15 protein-coding genes, 1 pseudogene and 1 riboswitch are annotated in these 16,968 nt (G+C 68.8%); of the genes and pseudogenes, 7 read left to right on the plus strand and 9 right to left on the minus strand.

Annotated features, from left to right (window positions below):
- The 9 genes and pseudogenes from KN815_RS50940 to KN815_RS34670 form a co-directional block, all read right to left on the minus strand.
- Nucleotides 1-179 (minus strand): annotated as a pseudogene (locus tag KN815_RS50940) (SAM-dependent methyltransferase); the annotation flags it as partial.
- A gap of 198 nt (nt 180-377) precedes the next feature.
- Nucleotides 378-1,757: an NAD(P)/FAD-dependent oxidoreductase gene (locus KN815_RS34635; RefSeq protein ID WP_216345810.1), complete on the minus strand. Its 1,380-nt coding sequence runs from the start codon at nt 1,755-1,757 to the stop codon at nt 378-380.
- Between the two features lie 395 nt (nt 1,758-2,152).
- Nucleotides 2,153-3,112, minus strand: a complete 960-nt coding sequence (locus KN815_RS34640; RefSeq protein ID WP_216345811.1) for a Ppx/GppA phosphatase family protein — start codon at nt 3,110-3,112, stop codon at nt 2,153-2,155.
- The gene (locus KN815_RS34645; RefSeq protein ID WP_216345812.1) at nt 3,109-3,657 is read right to left on the minus strand and encodes a DUF501 domain-containing protein; all 549 of its coding nucleotides are present in this window, start codon (nt 3,655-3,657) and stop codon (nt 3,109-3,111) included. The genes KN815_RS34640 and KN815_RS34645 overlap by 4 nt, the downstream gene beginning before the upstream one ends.
- 70 nt (nt 3,658-3,727) lie before the next feature.
- Nucleotides 3,728-4,210, minus strand: a complete 483-nt coding sequence (locus KN815_RS34650) for an FtsB family cell division protein (protein ID WP_216345813.1) — start codon at nt 4,208-4,210, stop codon at nt 3,728-3,730.
- Nucleotides 4,211-4,338: 128 nt separating this feature from the next.
- Entirely contained in the window at nt 4,339-5,619 is a 1,281-nt protein-coding gene (gene eno / locus KN815_RS34655) for a phosphopyruvate hydratase (protein WP_208520894.1), read from the minus strand.
- Between the two features lie 227 nt (nt 5,620-5,846).
- Entirely contained in the window at nt 5,847-6,551 is a 705-nt protein-coding gene (locus KN815_RS34660; protein ID WP_216345814.1) for a LysM peptidoglycan-binding domain-containing protein, read from the minus strand.
- 7 nt (nt 6,552-6,558) lie between these two features.
- A riboswitch (cyclic di-AMP (ydaO/yuaA leader) is annotated at nt 6,559-6,730 on the minus strand.
- Between the two features lie 255 nt (nt 6,731-6,985).
- Nucleotides 6,986-7,993: a LysM peptidoglycan-binding domain-containing protein gene (locus KN815_RS34665; RefSeq protein ID WP_216345815.1), complete on the minus strand. Its 1,008-nt coding sequence runs from the start codon at nt 7,991-7,993 to the stop codon at nt 6,986-6,988.
- A gap of 146 nt (nt 7,994-8,139) precedes the next feature.
- Complete coding sequence (locus KN815_RS34670; RefSeq protein ID WP_216345816.1) at nt 8,140-9,417, minus strand: cytochrome P450 family protein; 1,278 nt, start codon at nt 9,415-9,417, stop codon at nt 8,140-8,142.
- Between the two features lie 651 nt (nt 9,418-10,068).
- On the opposite strand from KN815_RS34670, the gene KN815_RS34675 reads away from it, so the two are divergent.
- From KN815_RS34675 to KN815_RS34705, 7 genes are all read left to right on the plus strand, one after another.
- On the plus strand, nt 10,069-11,226 hold the full coding sequence (locus KN815_RS34675) for a sensor histidine kinase (protein WP_216345817.1): 1,158 nt from the start codon (nt 10,069-10,071) through the stop codon (nt 11,224-11,226).
- Nucleotides 11,223-11,624, plus strand: coding sequence for a roadblock/LC7 domain-containing protein (locus KN815_RS34680; protein ID WP_216345818.1), 402 nt, complete (start codon nt 11,223-11,225; stop codon nt 11,622-11,624). The genes KN815_RS34675 and KN815_RS34680 overlap by 4 nt, the downstream gene beginning before the upstream one ends.
- Nucleotides 11,621-11,992: a DUF742 domain-containing protein gene (locus KN815_RS34685; protein ID WP_014061272.1), complete on the plus strand. Its 372-nt coding sequence runs from the start codon at nt 11,621-11,623 to the stop codon at nt 11,990-11,992. Before KN815_RS34680 ends, KN815_RS34685 begins: the two co-directional genes overlap by 4 nt.
- Complete coding sequence (locus KN815_RS34690) at nt 11,967-12,557, plus strand: GTP-binding protein (RefSeq protein WP_216345819.1); 591 nt, start codon at nt 11,967-11,969, stop codon at nt 12,555-12,557. Before KN815_RS34685 ends, KN815_RS34690 begins: the two co-directional genes overlap by 26 nt.
- Nucleotides 12,558-12,566: 9 nt before the next feature.
- Complete coding sequence (locus KN815_RS34695; RefSeq protein ID WP_216345820.1) at nt 12,567-13,913, plus strand: cytochrome P450; 1,347 nt, start codon at nt 12,567-12,569, stop codon at nt 13,911-13,913.
- Nucleotides 13,914-14,255: 342 nt separating this feature from the next.
- Nucleotides 14,256-15,410 (plus strand): tryptophan dimethylallyltransferase family protein, encoded by a 1,155-nt coding sequence (locus KN815_RS34700; protein WP_216345821.1) that lies wholly within the window; start codon nt 14,256-14,258, stop codon nt 15,408-15,410.
- A gap of 47 nt (nt 15,411-15,457) precedes the next feature.
- Nucleotides 15,458-16,831, plus strand: a complete 1,374-nt coding sequence (locus KN815_RS34705) for a tryptophanase (RefSeq protein WP_216345822.1) — start codon at nt 15,458-15,460, stop codon at nt 16,829-16,831.
- The last annotated feature ends 137 nt before the right edge of the window (nt 16,832-16,968 follow it).

Here is a 16,968-nt window from a genome sequence, read left to right on the forward strand (position 1 = left end):
AGGCCCAGCTCGCCCGGCCGCCACAGCAGCCGGCGCAGCGCCCGGCGGCGCCGGATGACCAGGGTGGGGGCGCCGGGCGGGCCGGTCTCGCTGTGGTCCCAGGCGCGGACGCGGATCGGGAGGGGGTCTCCCAGCACCTCCTTGGCCAGGGTGGCGATCCGCCCAGCGGCGTCGGACATGTCACACCTCCGTGATGGCGAGTCAGGAAGATTCACTCACCACGTAAACACCATGGAACCCGCTTCGCAGTCCCGCCGACACGTCTGGAATCGGCAAAACAGCTTCAAAAGGCGAGCCATCGGCGGGCAGGCGAAAGGGCGCCCGCCCCACGGATGGCGGACGCCCTCGGCGTCAGATGTGCGGGTCCGGCCCGGAGGTCAGGACGCCTTGGCCTTCTCGGCCGGTGCCGACGGCTTGACCGCGGTGGCGGCGCTGACCGGGGAGGCGGCCTCGTAGAACTCCTCGCGGGGGTTCTCGATGGCACCGAGCGAGACGACCTCGCGCTTGAGGAACATCCCCAGCGTCCAGTCGGCGACCACCCGGATCTTGCGGTTGAAGGTCGGCATGGCCATGCCGTGGTAGCCACGGTGCATGTACCAGGCGAGACGGCCCTTCAGCTTGATCTTCATCTTGCCGAAGACGATCATCGCGACGCCCTTGTGGAGGCCCAGGCCCGCGACGGCGCCCTTGTTGGCGTGCTTGTACTCGCCCTGCGGGAAGCCCCGCATGCCCGAGATCACGTTGTCGCCGAGGACCTTGGCCTGGCGCAGCGCGTGCTGGGCGTTCGGCGGGCACCAGGCGCCCTCGCCGACGGCGAGGTCCGGCACCTGGGCGTTGTCGCCCGCGGCCCAGATGTAGTCGGTGCCCTGGACCTGGAGGGTCGGGGCGGTGTCCACATGGCCGCGCGGGCCGAGCGGCAGGCCGAAGCGGGCCAGCGCCGGGTTGGGCTTGACGCCGGCGGTCCACACGATGGTGTTGGAGTCGACCTCGAGGCCGTTCTTGAGGACGACATGGCCGCCGACGCAGGAGTCCATCGAGGTCTTGAGGTAGACCTCGACACCGCGCTTCTGGAGGTGCTCCAGACCCCACTGGCCGAGCTTCGGGCCGACCTCGGGGAGGATCTTGTCGGCGGCGTCGACGAGGACGAAGCGCATGTCCTCGCGCTTCACGTTCGGGTAGTACTTGGCCGCGTCACGGGCCATGTCCTCGATCTCGCCGATGGTCTCCGCGCCGGCGAAGCCACCGCCGACGAAGACGAAGGTGAGCGCCTTGCGGCGGATCTCCTCGTCCGTGGTGGAGTCGGCCTTGTCGAGCTGCTCGAGGACGTGGTTGCGCAGGCCGATGGCCTCCTCTATGCCCTTCATGCCGATGCCGTTCTCGGCGAGACCGGGGATCGGGAAGGTGCGGGAGACCGCGCCGAGGGCGACGACCAGGTAGTCGAAGGGCAGCTCGTACGTCTCGCCGACGAGCGGCTGGATGACGGCGACCTTGCGGTCCTGGTCGATGGTCGACACTCGGCCGGTGAGGACCTCCGCCTTGGGGAGCACGCGCCGCAGCGGAACCACGACGTGGCGCGGGGAGATGCTGCCGGCCGCAGCTTCGGGGAGGAAGGGCTGGTACGTCATGTACGAGCGCGGGTCGACGACCGTGACGGTCGCCTCGCCGTACCGCATCTTCTTGAGGATGCGGCGTGCCGCGTACAGGCCTACGTACCCACCGCCTACAACGAGGATCCTGGGACGCTCCGTGGTGCTCATGTTTCGAGTATCCAGCACCCCCCGAGGGGGACCTCGTGAGCCCCTTCACAAGCATGGTGACGGTATCTGCTACACTCCGCCGCCCCCGTGACGGATGCCATATCCGCACAGGGGAACCACTAGGCGGAGCGGCACGTTCCCGGCCCCTCTGAGCAGGGCTTGTGATTGAACTGGGGAGTAGACCAAACGGTCGGCACCGGGGCCTGCGACACCCCCCTGACACCTCACGATCCGGTCGGCGACGGGCCCCGGACACCGAAACCGCCCCGGAGGGCCGTATCGGTCGGCCACCAGGCGCCTTTTTCATGTGAAGAGTTTCACGAACTTTCTCGGAGGCGGTTCACGGGAGGCCCCCGAAGGGCGTTCCGTGGCCGCTCATACGTTGTTCCGCCCGCTCAGGCGATGCTCCAGGCGATCCCGTCGAGGATGTCATGTTCGCTCACCACGACCTCCCCGGCGCCGGTCCTTTCCATGATCGAAAGCAGGATGAGGGCCCCCGCGCCGATCACATCGACCCGCCCCGGGTGCATCACCGGGATCTCCGCCCGCTCGGCGTGGGTGGAGCCGAGCAGCTTCGCGGTGATCTCGCGGACCTGATCGACGGTGATCCGCGAGTGGTGGATCGCGGAGGAGTCGTACTCCTCCAGACCCAGCGCGATTCCGGCCACCGTGGTGACCGAACCGGCCAGCCCGACCAGCGCATGGCCGTCCGCGGGACGGCAGCCACCGGTGAGCGGCACGGTCCGCTCGGCGAGGTCGAGCGCCGCGTCCACATCGCCCTTTATCGCGGCGATCTGATCCTCCGTCGGGGGATCGGTGATCCGGCCGTCGGCCACCAGATGGCGCTCGGTCAGCCGGACGCAGCCGATGTCCACGCTGCGGGCCGCCCGCACCCCCTCGCCGCCCTCGACGAACTCCGTCGAACCGCCGCCGATGTCCACCACCAGATACGGCCCGGCCACATGGTCATGGCCCTTGAGCTCCTTGGTGGCCCCGGTGAAGGAGAACTCCGCCTCCTGGTCCCCGGTGATCACCTCGGGCTCCACGCCCAGGATCTCCACGACCCCGCGCACGAACTCCTCGCGGTTCTCGGCGTCCCGGGAGGCGGAGGTGGCCACGAAGCGGATGCGCTCGGCGCCCAGCTCACCGATGACCTCCGCGTACTCGCGGCAGGCGGCGAAGGTGCGCTGAAGGGCCTCGGGGGCGAGCCGTCCGGTGCGGTCCACGCCCTGGCCCAGCCGGACGATCTTCATCCGGCGGTCGAGTTCGGTCAGCTCCCCGGTGGCCGGATCGGCGTCCGCCACCAGCAGCCGGATCGAGTTGGTGCCGCAGTCCACGGCCGCGACGCGGGTCATGCGCCCTCCTCTCGGCTCGCGCCCTCGGCCCCGCAGGGGCTCACGCACGGGCCCTTGCGCCACCACTCCGGCAGCATCGCGAGCGCCTCGTCCCCGAGCGGATTGACCCCGGGCCCGGCCGCGAGGGCATGGGCGACCAGGACGTGCAGGCACTTCACCCGGTCGGGCATCCCGCCCGCGCTGGGGAAGCCCTGGAGCACCTCGATGGCGTCGCGGCGCGCGATGTAGTCCTCGTGGGCGGCGCGATAGGCGGCGGCCAGTTCGGGGTCGGTGGCCAGCCGGGCCGTCATCTCCTTCATCACGCCCTCGGCCTCCAGCGTGCCGATCGCGGACGCGGCGCGCGGGCAGGTCAGGTAGTAGAGGGTGGGGAAGGGCGTACCGTCCTCGAGCCGCGGCGCGGTCTCCACGACGTCCGGATTGCCGCAGGGGCAGCGGTGCGCGATCGCACGCAGGCCCCGGGGCACGCGGCTGAGCTGCTCCCGTACGGCGTGGATGTCCGCGTCGGTGGGCGCGGTGGGCTCCGTCTGGGGCGGGGGCGTATCCATGAGTGGGAAAGTTCTTCTTCTTCGTGTCGGTTCGAACGCCGGGTGCGACCGGTGGCCGGAGCGCGGGGCCTCAGCGGCGCGCGCTGCCCGCCCCCGCCGCGTCCGCCGTGTCCACGGCGTCCCAGAGGTTGGAGTACCAGGGGCGGCCGGCCGCGCCCTGGTCGGTGGAGCGCTCGATGAAGCCGCTGCCGTCCACCACGCTGTAGCCGGTCTCCCCCGGCATCAGGAAGTGCAGCCGCTCCCGGGCCTGCTGCTCGGTGTAGGCGGGGTCGCGCAGCCGGGCCTTCCGCTCCCGCAGCTTCTTCACGTCCTCGCGGGCCCGCTGGGCCTCGCTGCGCTGCTCGGCGATGTCGGAGCGCTGGGAGATGTACTGCCGCATCGGGTAGGCGAGCGCCACCACGAGGGAGCAGACGACCAGCGCGAGCAGGGCCGCGCGGCCGGTCAGCCGGCCCCGGCGGCGCTTGGTCCGCACCCGGTAGACCCGGGCGGCGGCATGCTCGCCGAGCGCCTTGAGCCTGGTCGCGGTGGAGAACCGTTCCCGATCCGCCGGCACGTCGCCTCCCCTGTGATGACTTCGCTTGAGTGACGCGTAACGCCGTCCCCGGTCACGGTACGGGACCGCGGCCGGGGACGGGTGTCAGACGTGTCTGCTACTTGAGGGCGTACGCAGGTCTACGCGGATCAGCCCTTGAAGCGCGGGAACGCCGAGCGGCCCGCGTACACCGCGGCGTCGTCGAGGATCTCCTCGATGCGCAGCAACTGGTTGTACTTGGCCACGCGCTCGGAGCGGGCCGGGGCGCCGGTCTTGATCTGGCCGCAGTTGGTGGCGACGGCCAGGTCGGCGATGGTGACGTCCTCGGTCTCACCGGAGCGGTGCGACATCATGCACTTGTAGCCGCTGCGCTGGGCCAGCTCGACGGCGTCCAGGGTCTCGGTCAGCGAGCCGATCTGGTTGACCTTGACCAGCAGGGCGTTCGCGGTGTCGCTGTCGATACCGCGGGCGAGCCGCTCCGGGTTGGTGACGAAGAGGTCGTCGCCGACGAGCTGGACCTTGTCGCCGAGCTGCTCGGTGATGGTCTTCCAGCCGTCCCAGTCCTCCTCGTTCAGCGGGTCCTCGATGGAGACCAGCGGGTACGCGGCGACCAGCTCGGCGTAGTAGGAGGTCATCTCCGCGGCGGTGCGGGACTTGCCCTCGAACTCGTACGACCCGTCCTTGTAGAACTCGGAGGCGGCGACGTCGAGCGCGAGCGCGATGTCCTGGCCCGGCTGGTAGCCGGCCTTCTTGATCGCCTCGAGGATCAGGTCGAGGGCCTCACGGTTGGAGCCGAGGTTCGGCGCGAAGCCGCCCTCGTCGCCGAGGCCGGTGGACAGCCCGCGCTCCTTCAGCACGGACTTCAGGGTGTGGTAGACCTCGGCGCCCCAGCGCACGGCCTCGGAGAAGGACTCCGCGCCCACGGGTGCGATCATGAACTCCTGGATGTCCACATTGGAGTCGGCGTGCGATCCGCCGTTGAGGATGTTCATCATCGGGACCGGCAGCAGATGGGCGTTCGGGCCGCCCAGGTAACGGAAGAGCGGGAGGTCGGACGCCTCGGAGGCGGCGTGCGCGACCGCGAGGGAGACGCCGAGGATGGCGTTGGCACCGAGCGAGGACTTGTCCGGGGTGGCGTCCAGGTCGAACATCGCCTGGTCGATCAGACGCTGCTCGGTGGCGTCGTAGCCGACCAGCTCGGGGCCGATCTGCTCGATGACGGCGAGGACGGCCTTCTCCACGCCCTTGCCGTTGTAGCGGTTCTTGTCGCCGTCACGGAGTTCGAGGGCCTCGAAGGCGCCGGTGGAGGCGCCGGACGGAACGGCGGCACGGCCGGTGCTGCCGTCGTCGAGGCCGACCTCGACCTCGACCGTGGGGTTGCCTCGCGAGTCGAGGATCTCGCGAGCTACGACGACGTCGATGGACGGCACGAGGTTCTCCTTCGTATGGGTCAGCGGTAGCAGCACGAGCCTAACGGGCCGGGAGGGCTGCACCCCGCGTTCGCCCGCCCCACGAGACAGAGGCGTGGCACAAAAAGCCGGATTCCGAATCACATATCCAGATTTCTGGTGAATCTGGCAATGAGGGAGCCCCGGTGGGGCGCGCCATGGGGGCGGCACGCCCGACCGGGGCTCGTCGCTCAGGTGCGCACCGTGGCTCAGCCGAGGTGCAGCTTCTGGCCCGGGTAGATCAGGTCGGCCTTCTCCACGATGTCGTTGTTCAGCTTGAAGAGCTTCTTCCAGCCGCCCTTGACGTGGTGCTCCTTGGCGATCTTGCCGAGGGTGTCGCCGGACTTGACCTTGTACTCGCCGTCACCCTTCTTGATCGGGCCACGGGTCTGCTCACGCGTGGCGCGCTCGGGCGCGGAGTGCGGCTGAGCCTTGGGCTGGGCGGGCTGGGCGGCCGGGGCCGACTTGGTGGAGACCGAGGACTGGCCCTGCGAACCGGACGGCGCGGAGGGGGCGGAGGGGGCGGAGGGCGCGGACGGGCTGCCGCCGGAGGTCAGCCCCTTGCCGCAGACCGGCCAGGCGCCCTTGCCCTGGCTGCCGAGGACCTTCTCGGCTATCTGGATCTGCTGGCTCTTGCTGGCCTTGTCCGCGGTGGGCGCGTAGGCGGTGCCGCCGTACGCGGCCCAGGTGGAGCTCGAGAACTGGAGGCCGCCGTAGTAGCCGTTGCCGGTGTTGATCGACCAGTTGCCGCCGGCCTCGCACTGCGCGACCTGGTCCCACTGGGAGGTGGTGGCCGCGGAGGCGGAGGTCGCCCCGATGAGGGGCGCCGCCACGGCGGCACCGGCGAGACCGGTGAGCGTGGCGATACGGGTGGCCTTGGAGGGACGGCGGTGCTTCCCGTTGGACTTCAGCATCGTTGGTTCGTTTCCTCACCGACGCCTACGAGGTGAGCTGTCGGGTTCGGACGTGAGTTGCCCGGCCGGTCGCGATCGAGGATCGTTCCCGGCTTCACCCCTAGCCGACGAGCCCGTGTCCACAGGCCACTCGGCACCTACCTTGGGTCCCCCGCTCCTGCCTTCGGCGCTGACGCGTCGGATTCCCCCCGACCGCCGGCAGGATTCGGCGTGACGATCGACGGTGCCCGCGGTGGCGAGCGGGAAGACGTTAAACACACCTCCCGAGAACGTTCAAACACCCCAATGGCAGCGAATGAGGCTGTAATTGATCTCACCCGACCCACATCGGCGCAGGTAGGGCCGGGTGCGGAGAGATCGGACACGAGGTGCGCCCCGGAAATTGTGACGAGATGTATGTCTCACCGGAACCAGATCGGGCAATTCCCCCCGAATCACTGCTCCCTGATGGTGAGGTCAAGTCGCTGACCAGGGATGATCAGGTCGGGGTCGACTCCGATGAGGTCCTGGTTGCTCTCGTAGAGCCCTTCCCAACCTCGGGACACATTCCGGTCCTCGGCGATGCCTGACAGGTTGTCACCGGGGCGAACAGTGTAATCGTCGGCCTCGGGGCTCCGGTCGCGGTCCGCGGCGCCGCGCGAGGCGTGGCGGCCGGAGGGCCGCCCGTCCGCCGGATCGCCGCCCTCGGCCCGCTTCCCGGCGTCCGGGGTGCCGCGGTGGCGGCCGGAGGGCGAGGGGTCGGCGGAGGGATCCGCCGAGGAGCCCTTCGAACCGTCCGACGCCGAGCCGTGCGGGTCGTCCGAGGCCGGGTCGTCCGAGGCCGAGCCGTCCGACGTCGGGGTGTCCGATGCCGAGCCGTCCAGTCCGTCGGGGGACTTGGAGGTGTGGGGGGCCTCCGGCTTCCCGGTCGATCCGGACGAATCCGGCTTACCGGTGCCGTCGGACGTCCCCGAACGGTCCGAGTCCCGCGAGGAGGCGCCGTCCCGCTCCCGGTCCCCCGCCTCGCCCCGGCCGGTCCCCTGGTCCCGGGTGGCCGTGTCGCCGGGGTTCACATCGGGGGCCCCGGAGCCGTCGGTGAGCCCGGCGCCCAGCGCACAGCTCGGCCAGGCGTCGGGGCCGCGGTCGCCGAGGATCGACTGGGCCACGGATATCTGCTGGGAGCGGCTGGCCAGATCGGGACGCGGGGCGTACTGCGTGCCGCCGTAGTCCTTCCACATGTCGAGGGTGAGCTGGAGTCCGCCGTAGAAGCCGTTGCCCTCGTTGGCGCTCCACATCCCGCCGCTCTCGCACTCGGCGACCTGATCCCAGGTGGCGGCCTGGGCGGCCTGTGCGCCGGACGCCCCGAAGAGGGGCAGGGCGATGCTCGCTCCCGTGACCCCCGCCGCGACGATGATGGCCGGGGCCTGACGGGGGCGACGGTGTCGACCATTACCGGAACGCATGCGATTGCCCTCTCTATGGCGAACTCGGTTGCCGGTGAACATAGCGAGGGCACTCGATCATCACAAGCCGATGTATCCCAGGTCACGCCACGGTCACACGGCTGATCATTCGTCACCAATGTCCGTACGTACGGGGCTTGGACGCCTCAGCGATCCGCGGACTTCCAGGTCACCGGGAGCGTGCGCAGCCCGCGCATGATGAGCCCGCCGCGCCACCGCAGCTCCTCCGGCTCCGCCGCGAGCCGCAGTCCGGGCAGCCGCCGCAGCGCGGTGGCGATCGCGGTCTGCGCCTCCAGCCGGGCGAGCGGGGCGCCGAGGCAGTAGTGGATGCCGTGGCCGTAGCCGAGGTGCTGGTTGTCGCGGCGGGTGAGGTCGAGAACGTCGGGCTCCGCGAACCGCTCGGGGTCCCGGTCGGCGGCGGCGAGCACCACCAGCACCGGCTCCCCTTCGGCGATGCGCTGCCCCGCGAGGGTGAGCGGCTCGGTGGCGAACCGCCAGGTGGCGATCTCCACGGGCCCGTCGTAGCGCAGCAGCTCCTCGACCCCGGCGGCCAGCAGCCGCTCGTCCCCTTCTTCCAGGGCCCGCTGCATGACGGCGCGCTGCTCCGGATGGCGCAGCAGTGCGTAGACGCCGTTGCCGATGAGGTTGACGGTGGTCTCGAAGCCGGCGAACAAGAGGATGAAGGCCATGGCCGCGGCCTCGTTCTCGGTGAGGTGCTCACCGTGGTCACTGGCCCGGATCAGCCCCGAGATCAGGTCCTCCCCGTCCTCTTCTTCTCTCCGCCGCGCGGGCTCCAGGCGCTTGCGGTGGATCAGCTCGCCGAGATACGCGCGGATCCGCTTCACGGCGCGGGCCACTCCGCCGCGCGGGCCGCCGCCGTGCCGGATCATCGCGCCGGCCCAGTCCCGGAAGTCGTCCTGGTCCTCGCGCGGCACCCCGAGCAGATCGCAGATCGCATAAATAGGGAGAGGGAAGGCGAACTCATGGATGAGGTCGGCCTCTCCCCTTTCCTCGAAGGCGTCGATGAGCTGATCGGTGAGGGTCCGCACCCGAGGGGCGAACGCGGCCACCCGGCGCGGGGTGAACGCCGTGGAGACCAGGCGCCGCAGCCGGGTGTGGTCGGGAGGGTCGATATTGAGTAGATGTGTCATCAGATCGGCACGCTGCTCGCCGGGAATGCCCACCTTGCCCTTTGCGTGGGCGGCCGCGCTGTGCCGCTGGGGGTTCTTGGAGAGCCGGGGGTCGGCCAGCGCCTTCCTGGCATCCGCGTAACGGGTCACCAGCCAGGCGTCGACACCGCTGGGCAGCGTGGTCCGGTGCACCGGGGCGTGCTCGCGCAGCCAGGCGTACGCAGGGTAGGGATCGGTGGCGAACTCCCAGGTGAAGAGGGTGGGAGCGGAGCTGTCACGGGGCTGTTCCGACACCCCCCGACGATACCCGCGACCAGTCGCCGCCTCCGGCCTGCCGGAAGTAACGGGCAACACGAGAAATAAGTGAATAAGCAGAACAAAGAGAATAAGAGAGTAATGACCGGGATGAATGCCCAGCGGAATTCCCCATTCATCTCCACACACCCTTCACCACCCATGCACGGCGCGGGTCGAATGCCCGGATATCTGATGGCTGCGACCGCCGTTCGGCTGTTGCCCGCGCCGCCCCGATACGAACCCCCGGCACCTGCCCTGACGTCGGTCAACGCGGTGAACTGGCGGTGTGGCTGAAACGACGTCAGATGAACGAATGGGACTGGGGCACATGCACGGGGCCCAGTGATACCGGTGATACGATCACCGCGCTTGCCAGGCGAGCCAAGGGCGCGTAAGACACACGGCGATCCGGCACATCAGCCGAGAGGGTCCCCACTCTGAGGAGCATTATGCCGCCAGTTGGGCATATGGAGCCGTTCCGGCGCACCGACGCCTGTGCGCTGCCGTCGGCAAGACGAGTGCGATGTCCCCGGAACCCGCGGGCGCCGTACGAGCGCTGACTTACCGCTGCTCAGGCACCCTCCAGACGCATAACGCACCACACCTCCCTAAAGTCCCTGGCGGTCTAGTCGTTCAAAGAGAGTCTTAATGACGCAATATCTACAGGATCCAGCGTTCTGGGCCCTGATCGCCGGCACGCCTCTCGCCGCAACCGCCATTGTCCGCGGGCGAAAGGCGCGAGCGAATCTGCGCCAGGAGAAGGCGGAGCTCGAGAAACGCGCGGCCGACCTCGACAACAATTACGCCGAGGCGGTCCAGGAGGCTCACAACCGCGCCGAGGAGGCCACCAAGAGCGCTCTGAAGTCCGCCATGCGTACGCTTCAGGGCCTCGCCAACGAGCAGCAGCTCGCCATCTCCAAGACCCAGGACAAATACGGCGAGCATCAGCTTCTCCAGGACCTCCTGGAGATCGACCATATGAACTCGCAGTTCGGTCGGCGTGCGCAGTCCATCGCGGTGCTGTGTGACGGCTGGCTGGGCCGGCAGCGCGCGGTCGCGTCGGTGTACGACGTCGTCCGCAGCGCCAAGGGCCGCATCCGCCACTACACCCGGGTGGAAATCCGCTCACAGAGCAACTTCGCCCTGGTCAGCCGGGCCGTGGAGCCCGTCGCGCTGGCGCTGGCCGAGCTTTTGGACAACGCGACCAGTTACTCCGCGCCCGACTCGCCGATCGACATCACCATCCGCACCGTCCCCAAGGGTGTCTGCGTCATCATCGACGACGCCGGTGTCGGTATGAACGAGGAGGAGAAGAACCGGGCGGACAAGCTGCTCTCGGCCACACACGCCACCGGTGTAACAGGACTGGGCAATCCGCCGCAGTTCGGTTTTGCGGTGATCGGTGTGCTCGCCGCGCGCTATGGCTTCACGGTGTCCGTCGATTCGGCCTCTCCCTACGGTGGTGTACGCGCGGTCGTGCTTCTCCCCGAGGACCTTCTGACCAATATGCCCGAGCCGGAAGAGCAGCCGACGAACCACGTTCCCGCCGAGGCCGAGCAGTCGCAGCCGGGCGGTTCCGCCATGACCGGTGCCGCCGTCAGCGGTTCGACCGTGAGCGGTGCCACCGCCGGGGGCCTGCCCAAACGTCGCCGTAAGGGCTCGATTTCCATCGTCCCCAGAGCGGACTCCACCAGTGCCCCGGCCCGGACGAGCGAGGAATCCGCATCGATCATGGGCGCGTTCCAGCGCGGCACGCAGTCCGGACGCTCAGCAAACCCGAACAGGGAAGGGCATGATCCTCAGTGAACAACGACCTGTCATGGATGCTTGAGAGCGCCCTGGAAGTACCAGGGGCTCGTCATGCGATCCTGGTCTCCGCCGACGGTCTGCTGATGGCCCGTTCTCAAGAGGTCAAAAAGGACGAGGCCGACACCGTCGCCGCGGCGATGAGCGGCATCCAGTCGCTGAGCCGCACCATGGCCGGCTTCTGCGGTGGCACCCATATGACATGGCGCCAGACCCTGGTCGAGTTCGACGGTGGCTGGGTCTTCCTCATCTCCGCGGGTGAGGGCGCGTATCTGGCGGTCTCCTCCGCCCCGGATGTCGACATGGCCGACATCACCTTCCGGATGCAGCAGCTTGTCGGGCAGCTCGGCAAGGCGCTGTCCACACCACCGCGCGAAAACACCGGAATACAGGCATGACGGCGCCAGGCGAGCAGGAGCCCCAGTCCGCTCAATTAGTGCGACCGTACGTCATCACGAACGGTCGCGGGCTTCCGGAGAATGACCAGTTCAACCTGATCACGCTGGTCACCGCGTCGGAACAGAGACCCCCCAGTCAGCTCGACCCGGAGAAGCGCAGCCTCTTGGAGCTGTGCGCGGGTGGTTATCTCTCGGTTGCCGAGATAGCGGGGCATATGGGGCTGCCGATCGGCATTGTGAAGGTTCTGCTGTCCGATCTCTCATCGGACGGGTACCTGATCACCCGTGCCCCCGCGCCTCCCGCGCAGCTTGTCGACGTTTCGCTCCTTCAGGAGGTGCTGGATGGGCTCCAGGCCCGTTTCGGATGACGATGTCTATCTGAACGAAGCGGTGCAGGTAGCGGCCAAGATTCTTGTCGTGGGGCATTTCGCGGTCGGAAAGACGACGTTCATCGGCACCATGTCCGAGATTCCTCCGCTGCGCACCGAGGAGCGGATGACTCAGGCCGGAGCCCACGTCGACGACCTCATGGGTACCCGGGGCAAGACCACGACCACCGTGGCCATGGACTTCGGCCGGCTCACGCTGAGCGAGCGACTTGTCCTCTATCTCTTCGGAACGCCTGGACAGGAACGCTTCGTCCAGGTGTGGGAGGACATGACCCGGGGCGCTCTCGGGGCACTGATCCTCGTCGATCCCGAACGCATCAAGGAATCCTTCCCGGTCATCGACCTGGTGGAGCACTACGGACTTCCCTATGCGATTTCCGTCAATCACTTCGACGGCACGCCGACCCGCCCCGACGCGGAATTGCGCGAGGCGCTCGATCTGCTGCCCGAGACCCCCATCGTCACCTGTGACGCACGTGACGAGAAGTCATCGGCCAATGCCCTGATGGCGCTTGTCCGTTACCTACAGGAACGTACCCGCTAGGAGCACCTGATGAACACGCAATCGGATTTTTCGGCGGTGCCGCCACCCGGCTGCCCCGCCCATGGCAGTGGCAAGCGGGTGCCGCTGTACGGGACGGAGTTCGCCGCCGATCCGGGTGCCTATTACACGTATATGCGCTCGTTCGGCCCGGCCGCACCGGTCGAGCTCTCCCCGGGTGTCGAGGCCACGCTGATCACGGACTATTCGGCCGCGCTTCAGTTGCTCCAGAACCCCGACACCTTCCGGAAGGACTCGCGCCGCTGGCGCGAATACAACGAGGGCAAGGTCACCCGGGACAATCCGGTCGTCCCGTTGCTGGAATACCGGCCGAACTGCATGTTCACCGATGGCGCCGAGCATATGCGGCTGCGGCAGGCGGTGACCGACAGCCTGGCCCGGGTGGATACGCATCGACTGAGCCGCCATGTCGAGCGCGTCGCGGACTACTTGATGGACCAGTTCCTCTCCCGCGGCTCGGCCGATCTGCTCAACGACTATGCCAAGCTGCTGCCGCTGTTTGTTTTCAATGAGCTCTTCGGATGCCCGGCGGAGATCGGCGACCGGGTCATCTTCGGCATTTCCGGGATCTTCGACGGGATCAACGCGGAGAAGGCGAACGAGGTGCTCGGCCAGAGCGTCAGCGAACTCGTCGCGCTGAAGCGCAGGCAGCCCGGGGAAGATGTCACCTCCTGGCTTATGCAGCACCATGCCCAGTTGACCGATGAGGAAATGGTTCACCAGCTCGTTCTGCTGCTGGGCTCCGGCGCCGAGCCGCAGCGGAACCTCATCGCCAACGCGCTGCTCCTGCTGCTCTCCGACGAGCGGTACGCGGGTGCCGGGCTGCTGGTCGAGGACGCTCTCGACGATGTGCTGTGGAACAGCCCGCCGATGTCCAACTACGCCCCCCATTACCCGGTTTCCGACGTGGACTTCGCCGGAACCCGGCTGCGGGCGGGCGATCTGGTGATGGTCTCCATCGCGGCGGCCAACACCGACCCGGCGCTGTCCACCTCCCGGCAGCAGCTCAGCAAGCGGGCGCATCTCGCCTGGAGCGCCGGTCCGCACGCCTGCCCGGCCAAGGACACCGCTCAGCTCATCGGTGTGGTGGCCATCGAAAAACTGCTCAACCAGTTGCCCGATATTGAACTCGCCGTGCCCGAGTCGAGCCTGACCTGGCGCCCCGGTCCGTTCAACCGCGGGCTGACCGCGCTGCCTGCCCGATTCACTCCGATACGTACGGACAAACAGCCCGTTGCACAGCAACAGATACCAACGGGCGACCATCGCGGGCACGCCCAGAATAAGCAGGAGAAGGGCGGCTTGTGGAGTTCGTTCCTCTCATGGTGGAGAACGTGATCCACACCACATCCGGAACCCATTTCATACCGCATGAATGTTCAACTGAACGGGTAGGCACTATCGCGCAATTTTTGTTGGCCCATTCCTAAGAGGAGCTGTCGTGAGGTCTCCCGCCGCCGACGACACCACCGTCGGTCGACGATCCGCGGTTTCACTCATATCCCGACTGCACCACCCCCGCGGCCAATCGAACACCTACCCTAATTTCGCGGATGCACACGCGATGGGAACCGAGATACCCGCCCCACGGGGCGGGTATCTTCTCGTGGGGCATGACCGCCCGATTACCCCGCCGCACAAATCCAAACAGCCGTTCCTCTCGATTCAGCGGGAGGTTCGATGAACGGTTTCAATTCGCGTGAGGCGCTGCTCGGCGACCTCACCACGGGCCAGCTCACCCGGCTGTGCCAGGTGGCGGGGCTCAGCGAGGCCGATACCGCCGCCTACACCGGGGTACTGATCGAGAGTCTGGGCGCCTCGGCCGGACGGCCGTTGGCGCTGCCACCCCCGTCACGGACCTTTCTGTCCGACGACCACAGCCCCGTGGAGTTCTCCCTGGCCTTTCTGCCGGGGCAGGCTCCGGACCTGCGGGTCCTGGTGGAACCGGGCTGCTCCCGGGGCGACGACCTCGCGGAGAACGGCCGGGCCGGCCTCCAGACGATCCACGCCATGGCGGACCGCTGGGGGTTCTCGACCGACCAGCTCGACCGGCTCGAGGACCTGTTCTTCCCCCAGTCCCCCGAGGGCCCGCTGGCCCTGTGGTGCGCCCTGGAGCTCCGCCCCGGCGGCGTCCCCGGGGTCAAGGTCTATCTCAACCCCTCGGCGAACGGCGCCGACCGGGCCGCCGAGACCGTACGCGAGGCGCTGGCCAGGCTGGGCCATCGGCAGGCGTTCGACTCGCTGCCCCGGGCGGACGGCTTCCCGTTCTTCGCCCTGGACCTCGGCGACTGGGACGCCCCGCGGGTGAAGGTCTACCTCAAGCACCCCGGTATGTCCCCCACCGAGGCGGGCTCCCTCCCCCGGATGTCACCGGCACCGGGCCGGGAACAACTGGAGGAGTTCTTCCGCACCGCGGGGGACCTCCCCGCCGCCGACGACCTCACCGCCGACGGGGCCGATGAGGACGCCGACCGGCTCACCGGGCGCCCCGCCCTCACCTGCCACTCCTTCACGGAGACGGCGACCGGGCTGCCCAGCGGATACACCCTCCATGTGCCCGTCCGCGACTACGTCCGGGACGACGGCGAGGCGCGGGAGAGGGCGGTCGCCGTGCTGCGCAGCCATGACATGGACAGTGCAGCTCTCGACCGGGCGCTGGCCGCCGTGAGCCCGCGCCCCCTCGGCGACGGAGTGGGCCTGATCGCCTACCTGGCGCTGGTCCATGAGCGCGGCCGGCCGCGGCGGGTGACCGTCTACGTCTCCTCCGAGGCGTACCGGACCCGGCCGCCCCGCGAGACGGTCCCCACCCGCGACCGGGTGCGGGCACGGCTGTGACATCCGCCGAGACACGGAACAACGAGAAGACAGGAGCAGCGGTCAGCGTGGAGCCGTACAGGATCAAGGTCGTCGAACCGATACCCTTCACCACCCGGCAGCAGCGCGAAGAGGCGCTGCGGCGGGTGAACTACAACCTCTTCGATCTGCGTGCCGAAGAGGTGACCATCGATCTGCTCACCGACTCGGGCACCGGAGCGCTCTCCGCCGCCCAGCTCGCCGCGGGGATGGCCGGCGACGAGTCCTACTCGGGCTCCCGCTCGTACTACCGGTTCCACGAGACGGTCACCGAGCTCACCGGTTACGCGCATGTCCTCCCCGCCCACCAGGGGCGCGCCGCCGAGCGGGTGCTGTTCACCACCCTGCTGGAGCGCGGCAACCTCGTGCTGTCGAACACCCACTTCGACACCACCCGGGCCAATGTCGAGCTGAACGAGGCCGAGGCGCGCGACCTGCCGTGTCCCGAGGCCAAGAACCTCGACAGCACCGAGCCGTTCAAGGGCAATATCGACCTGGAGGCGCTCGCCCGGACGCTGTCCGGGCCCGAGGGCTCCCGGGTCGCCGTGGTGGTCATGACCATCACCAACAACGGCGGCGGCGGCCAGCCCGTCTCCATGGACAACCTCAAGCGGACGGCGGCCCTGTGCCGTCAGCACGGCGTTCCGCTCTTCCTGGACGCCGCCCGGTTCGCCGAGAACGCCTGGCTGGTCACCCGCCATGAGGAGGGTTACCGCGACCGCACCCCCCGGCAGGTCGCGGAGGAGGCGTTCCGGCTGGCGGACGGCTGCATGATGAGCGCCAAGAAGGACGGCATCGTCCACATCGGCGGCTTCATCGGCACCAACGACCCGGAGCTCGCCCAGAAGTGCGAGCTGCTCCTCATCGCCACCGAGGGGTTCGCGACCTACGGCGGTCTGGCCGGACGCGACCTCGACATGATGGCGCAGGGGCTGACCGAGGTGACCGAGCCGAGCTATCTCGCCGAGCGCGCCGAGATCGCCTCCCACCTCGCCCACCGGGTCCGCGCCGCGGGCGTGGACATCGTCGAGCCGCCGGGCATGCACGCCCTCTACCTCAACGCCGGACGGTTGCTGCCGCACATCCCGCCGCACCAGTACCCCGGCCACGCCCTGGCCTGCCAGCTCTACCTGGAGGGCGGCATCCGTTCGGCCGAGCTGGGCTCGCTCTACCTCGGTGAGGAGGACGAGCACGGGAACCCGATCAAGAGCGCGCCGTACGAGCTGGTCAGGCTCGCCCTGCCGCGCCGGGTCTACACCCGCAGCCACTACGACCACGTGGGCGAGACGCTCGCCAAGATCGCCAAGAACGCGGACCAGGCGTACGGCTTCCGGATCACCGACCAGTCGCCGATCCTGCGCCACTTCCGCGCCACGCTGGTGCCGGTGCCCATCACGGGCTGACCGCGCCGCACGAGCAGGGCACGGACCAGGGCCCGGCACCGGACACCACCGGTGCCGGGCCCTGGTCATGCGCCCGTATCGCGCGCCCGCGCCGTACGCCCGCGCCGCGGCGCCGCGTCACCCGCCCGGCACCCGCG

Origin of the sequence: Streptomyces niphimycinicus (assembly GCF_018883605.1) — a bacterium.
In the GTDB taxonomy this organism is placed as follows: Bacteria; Actinomycetota; Actinomycetes; order Streptomycetales; family Streptomycetaceae; genus Streptomyces; species Streptomyces niphimycinicus.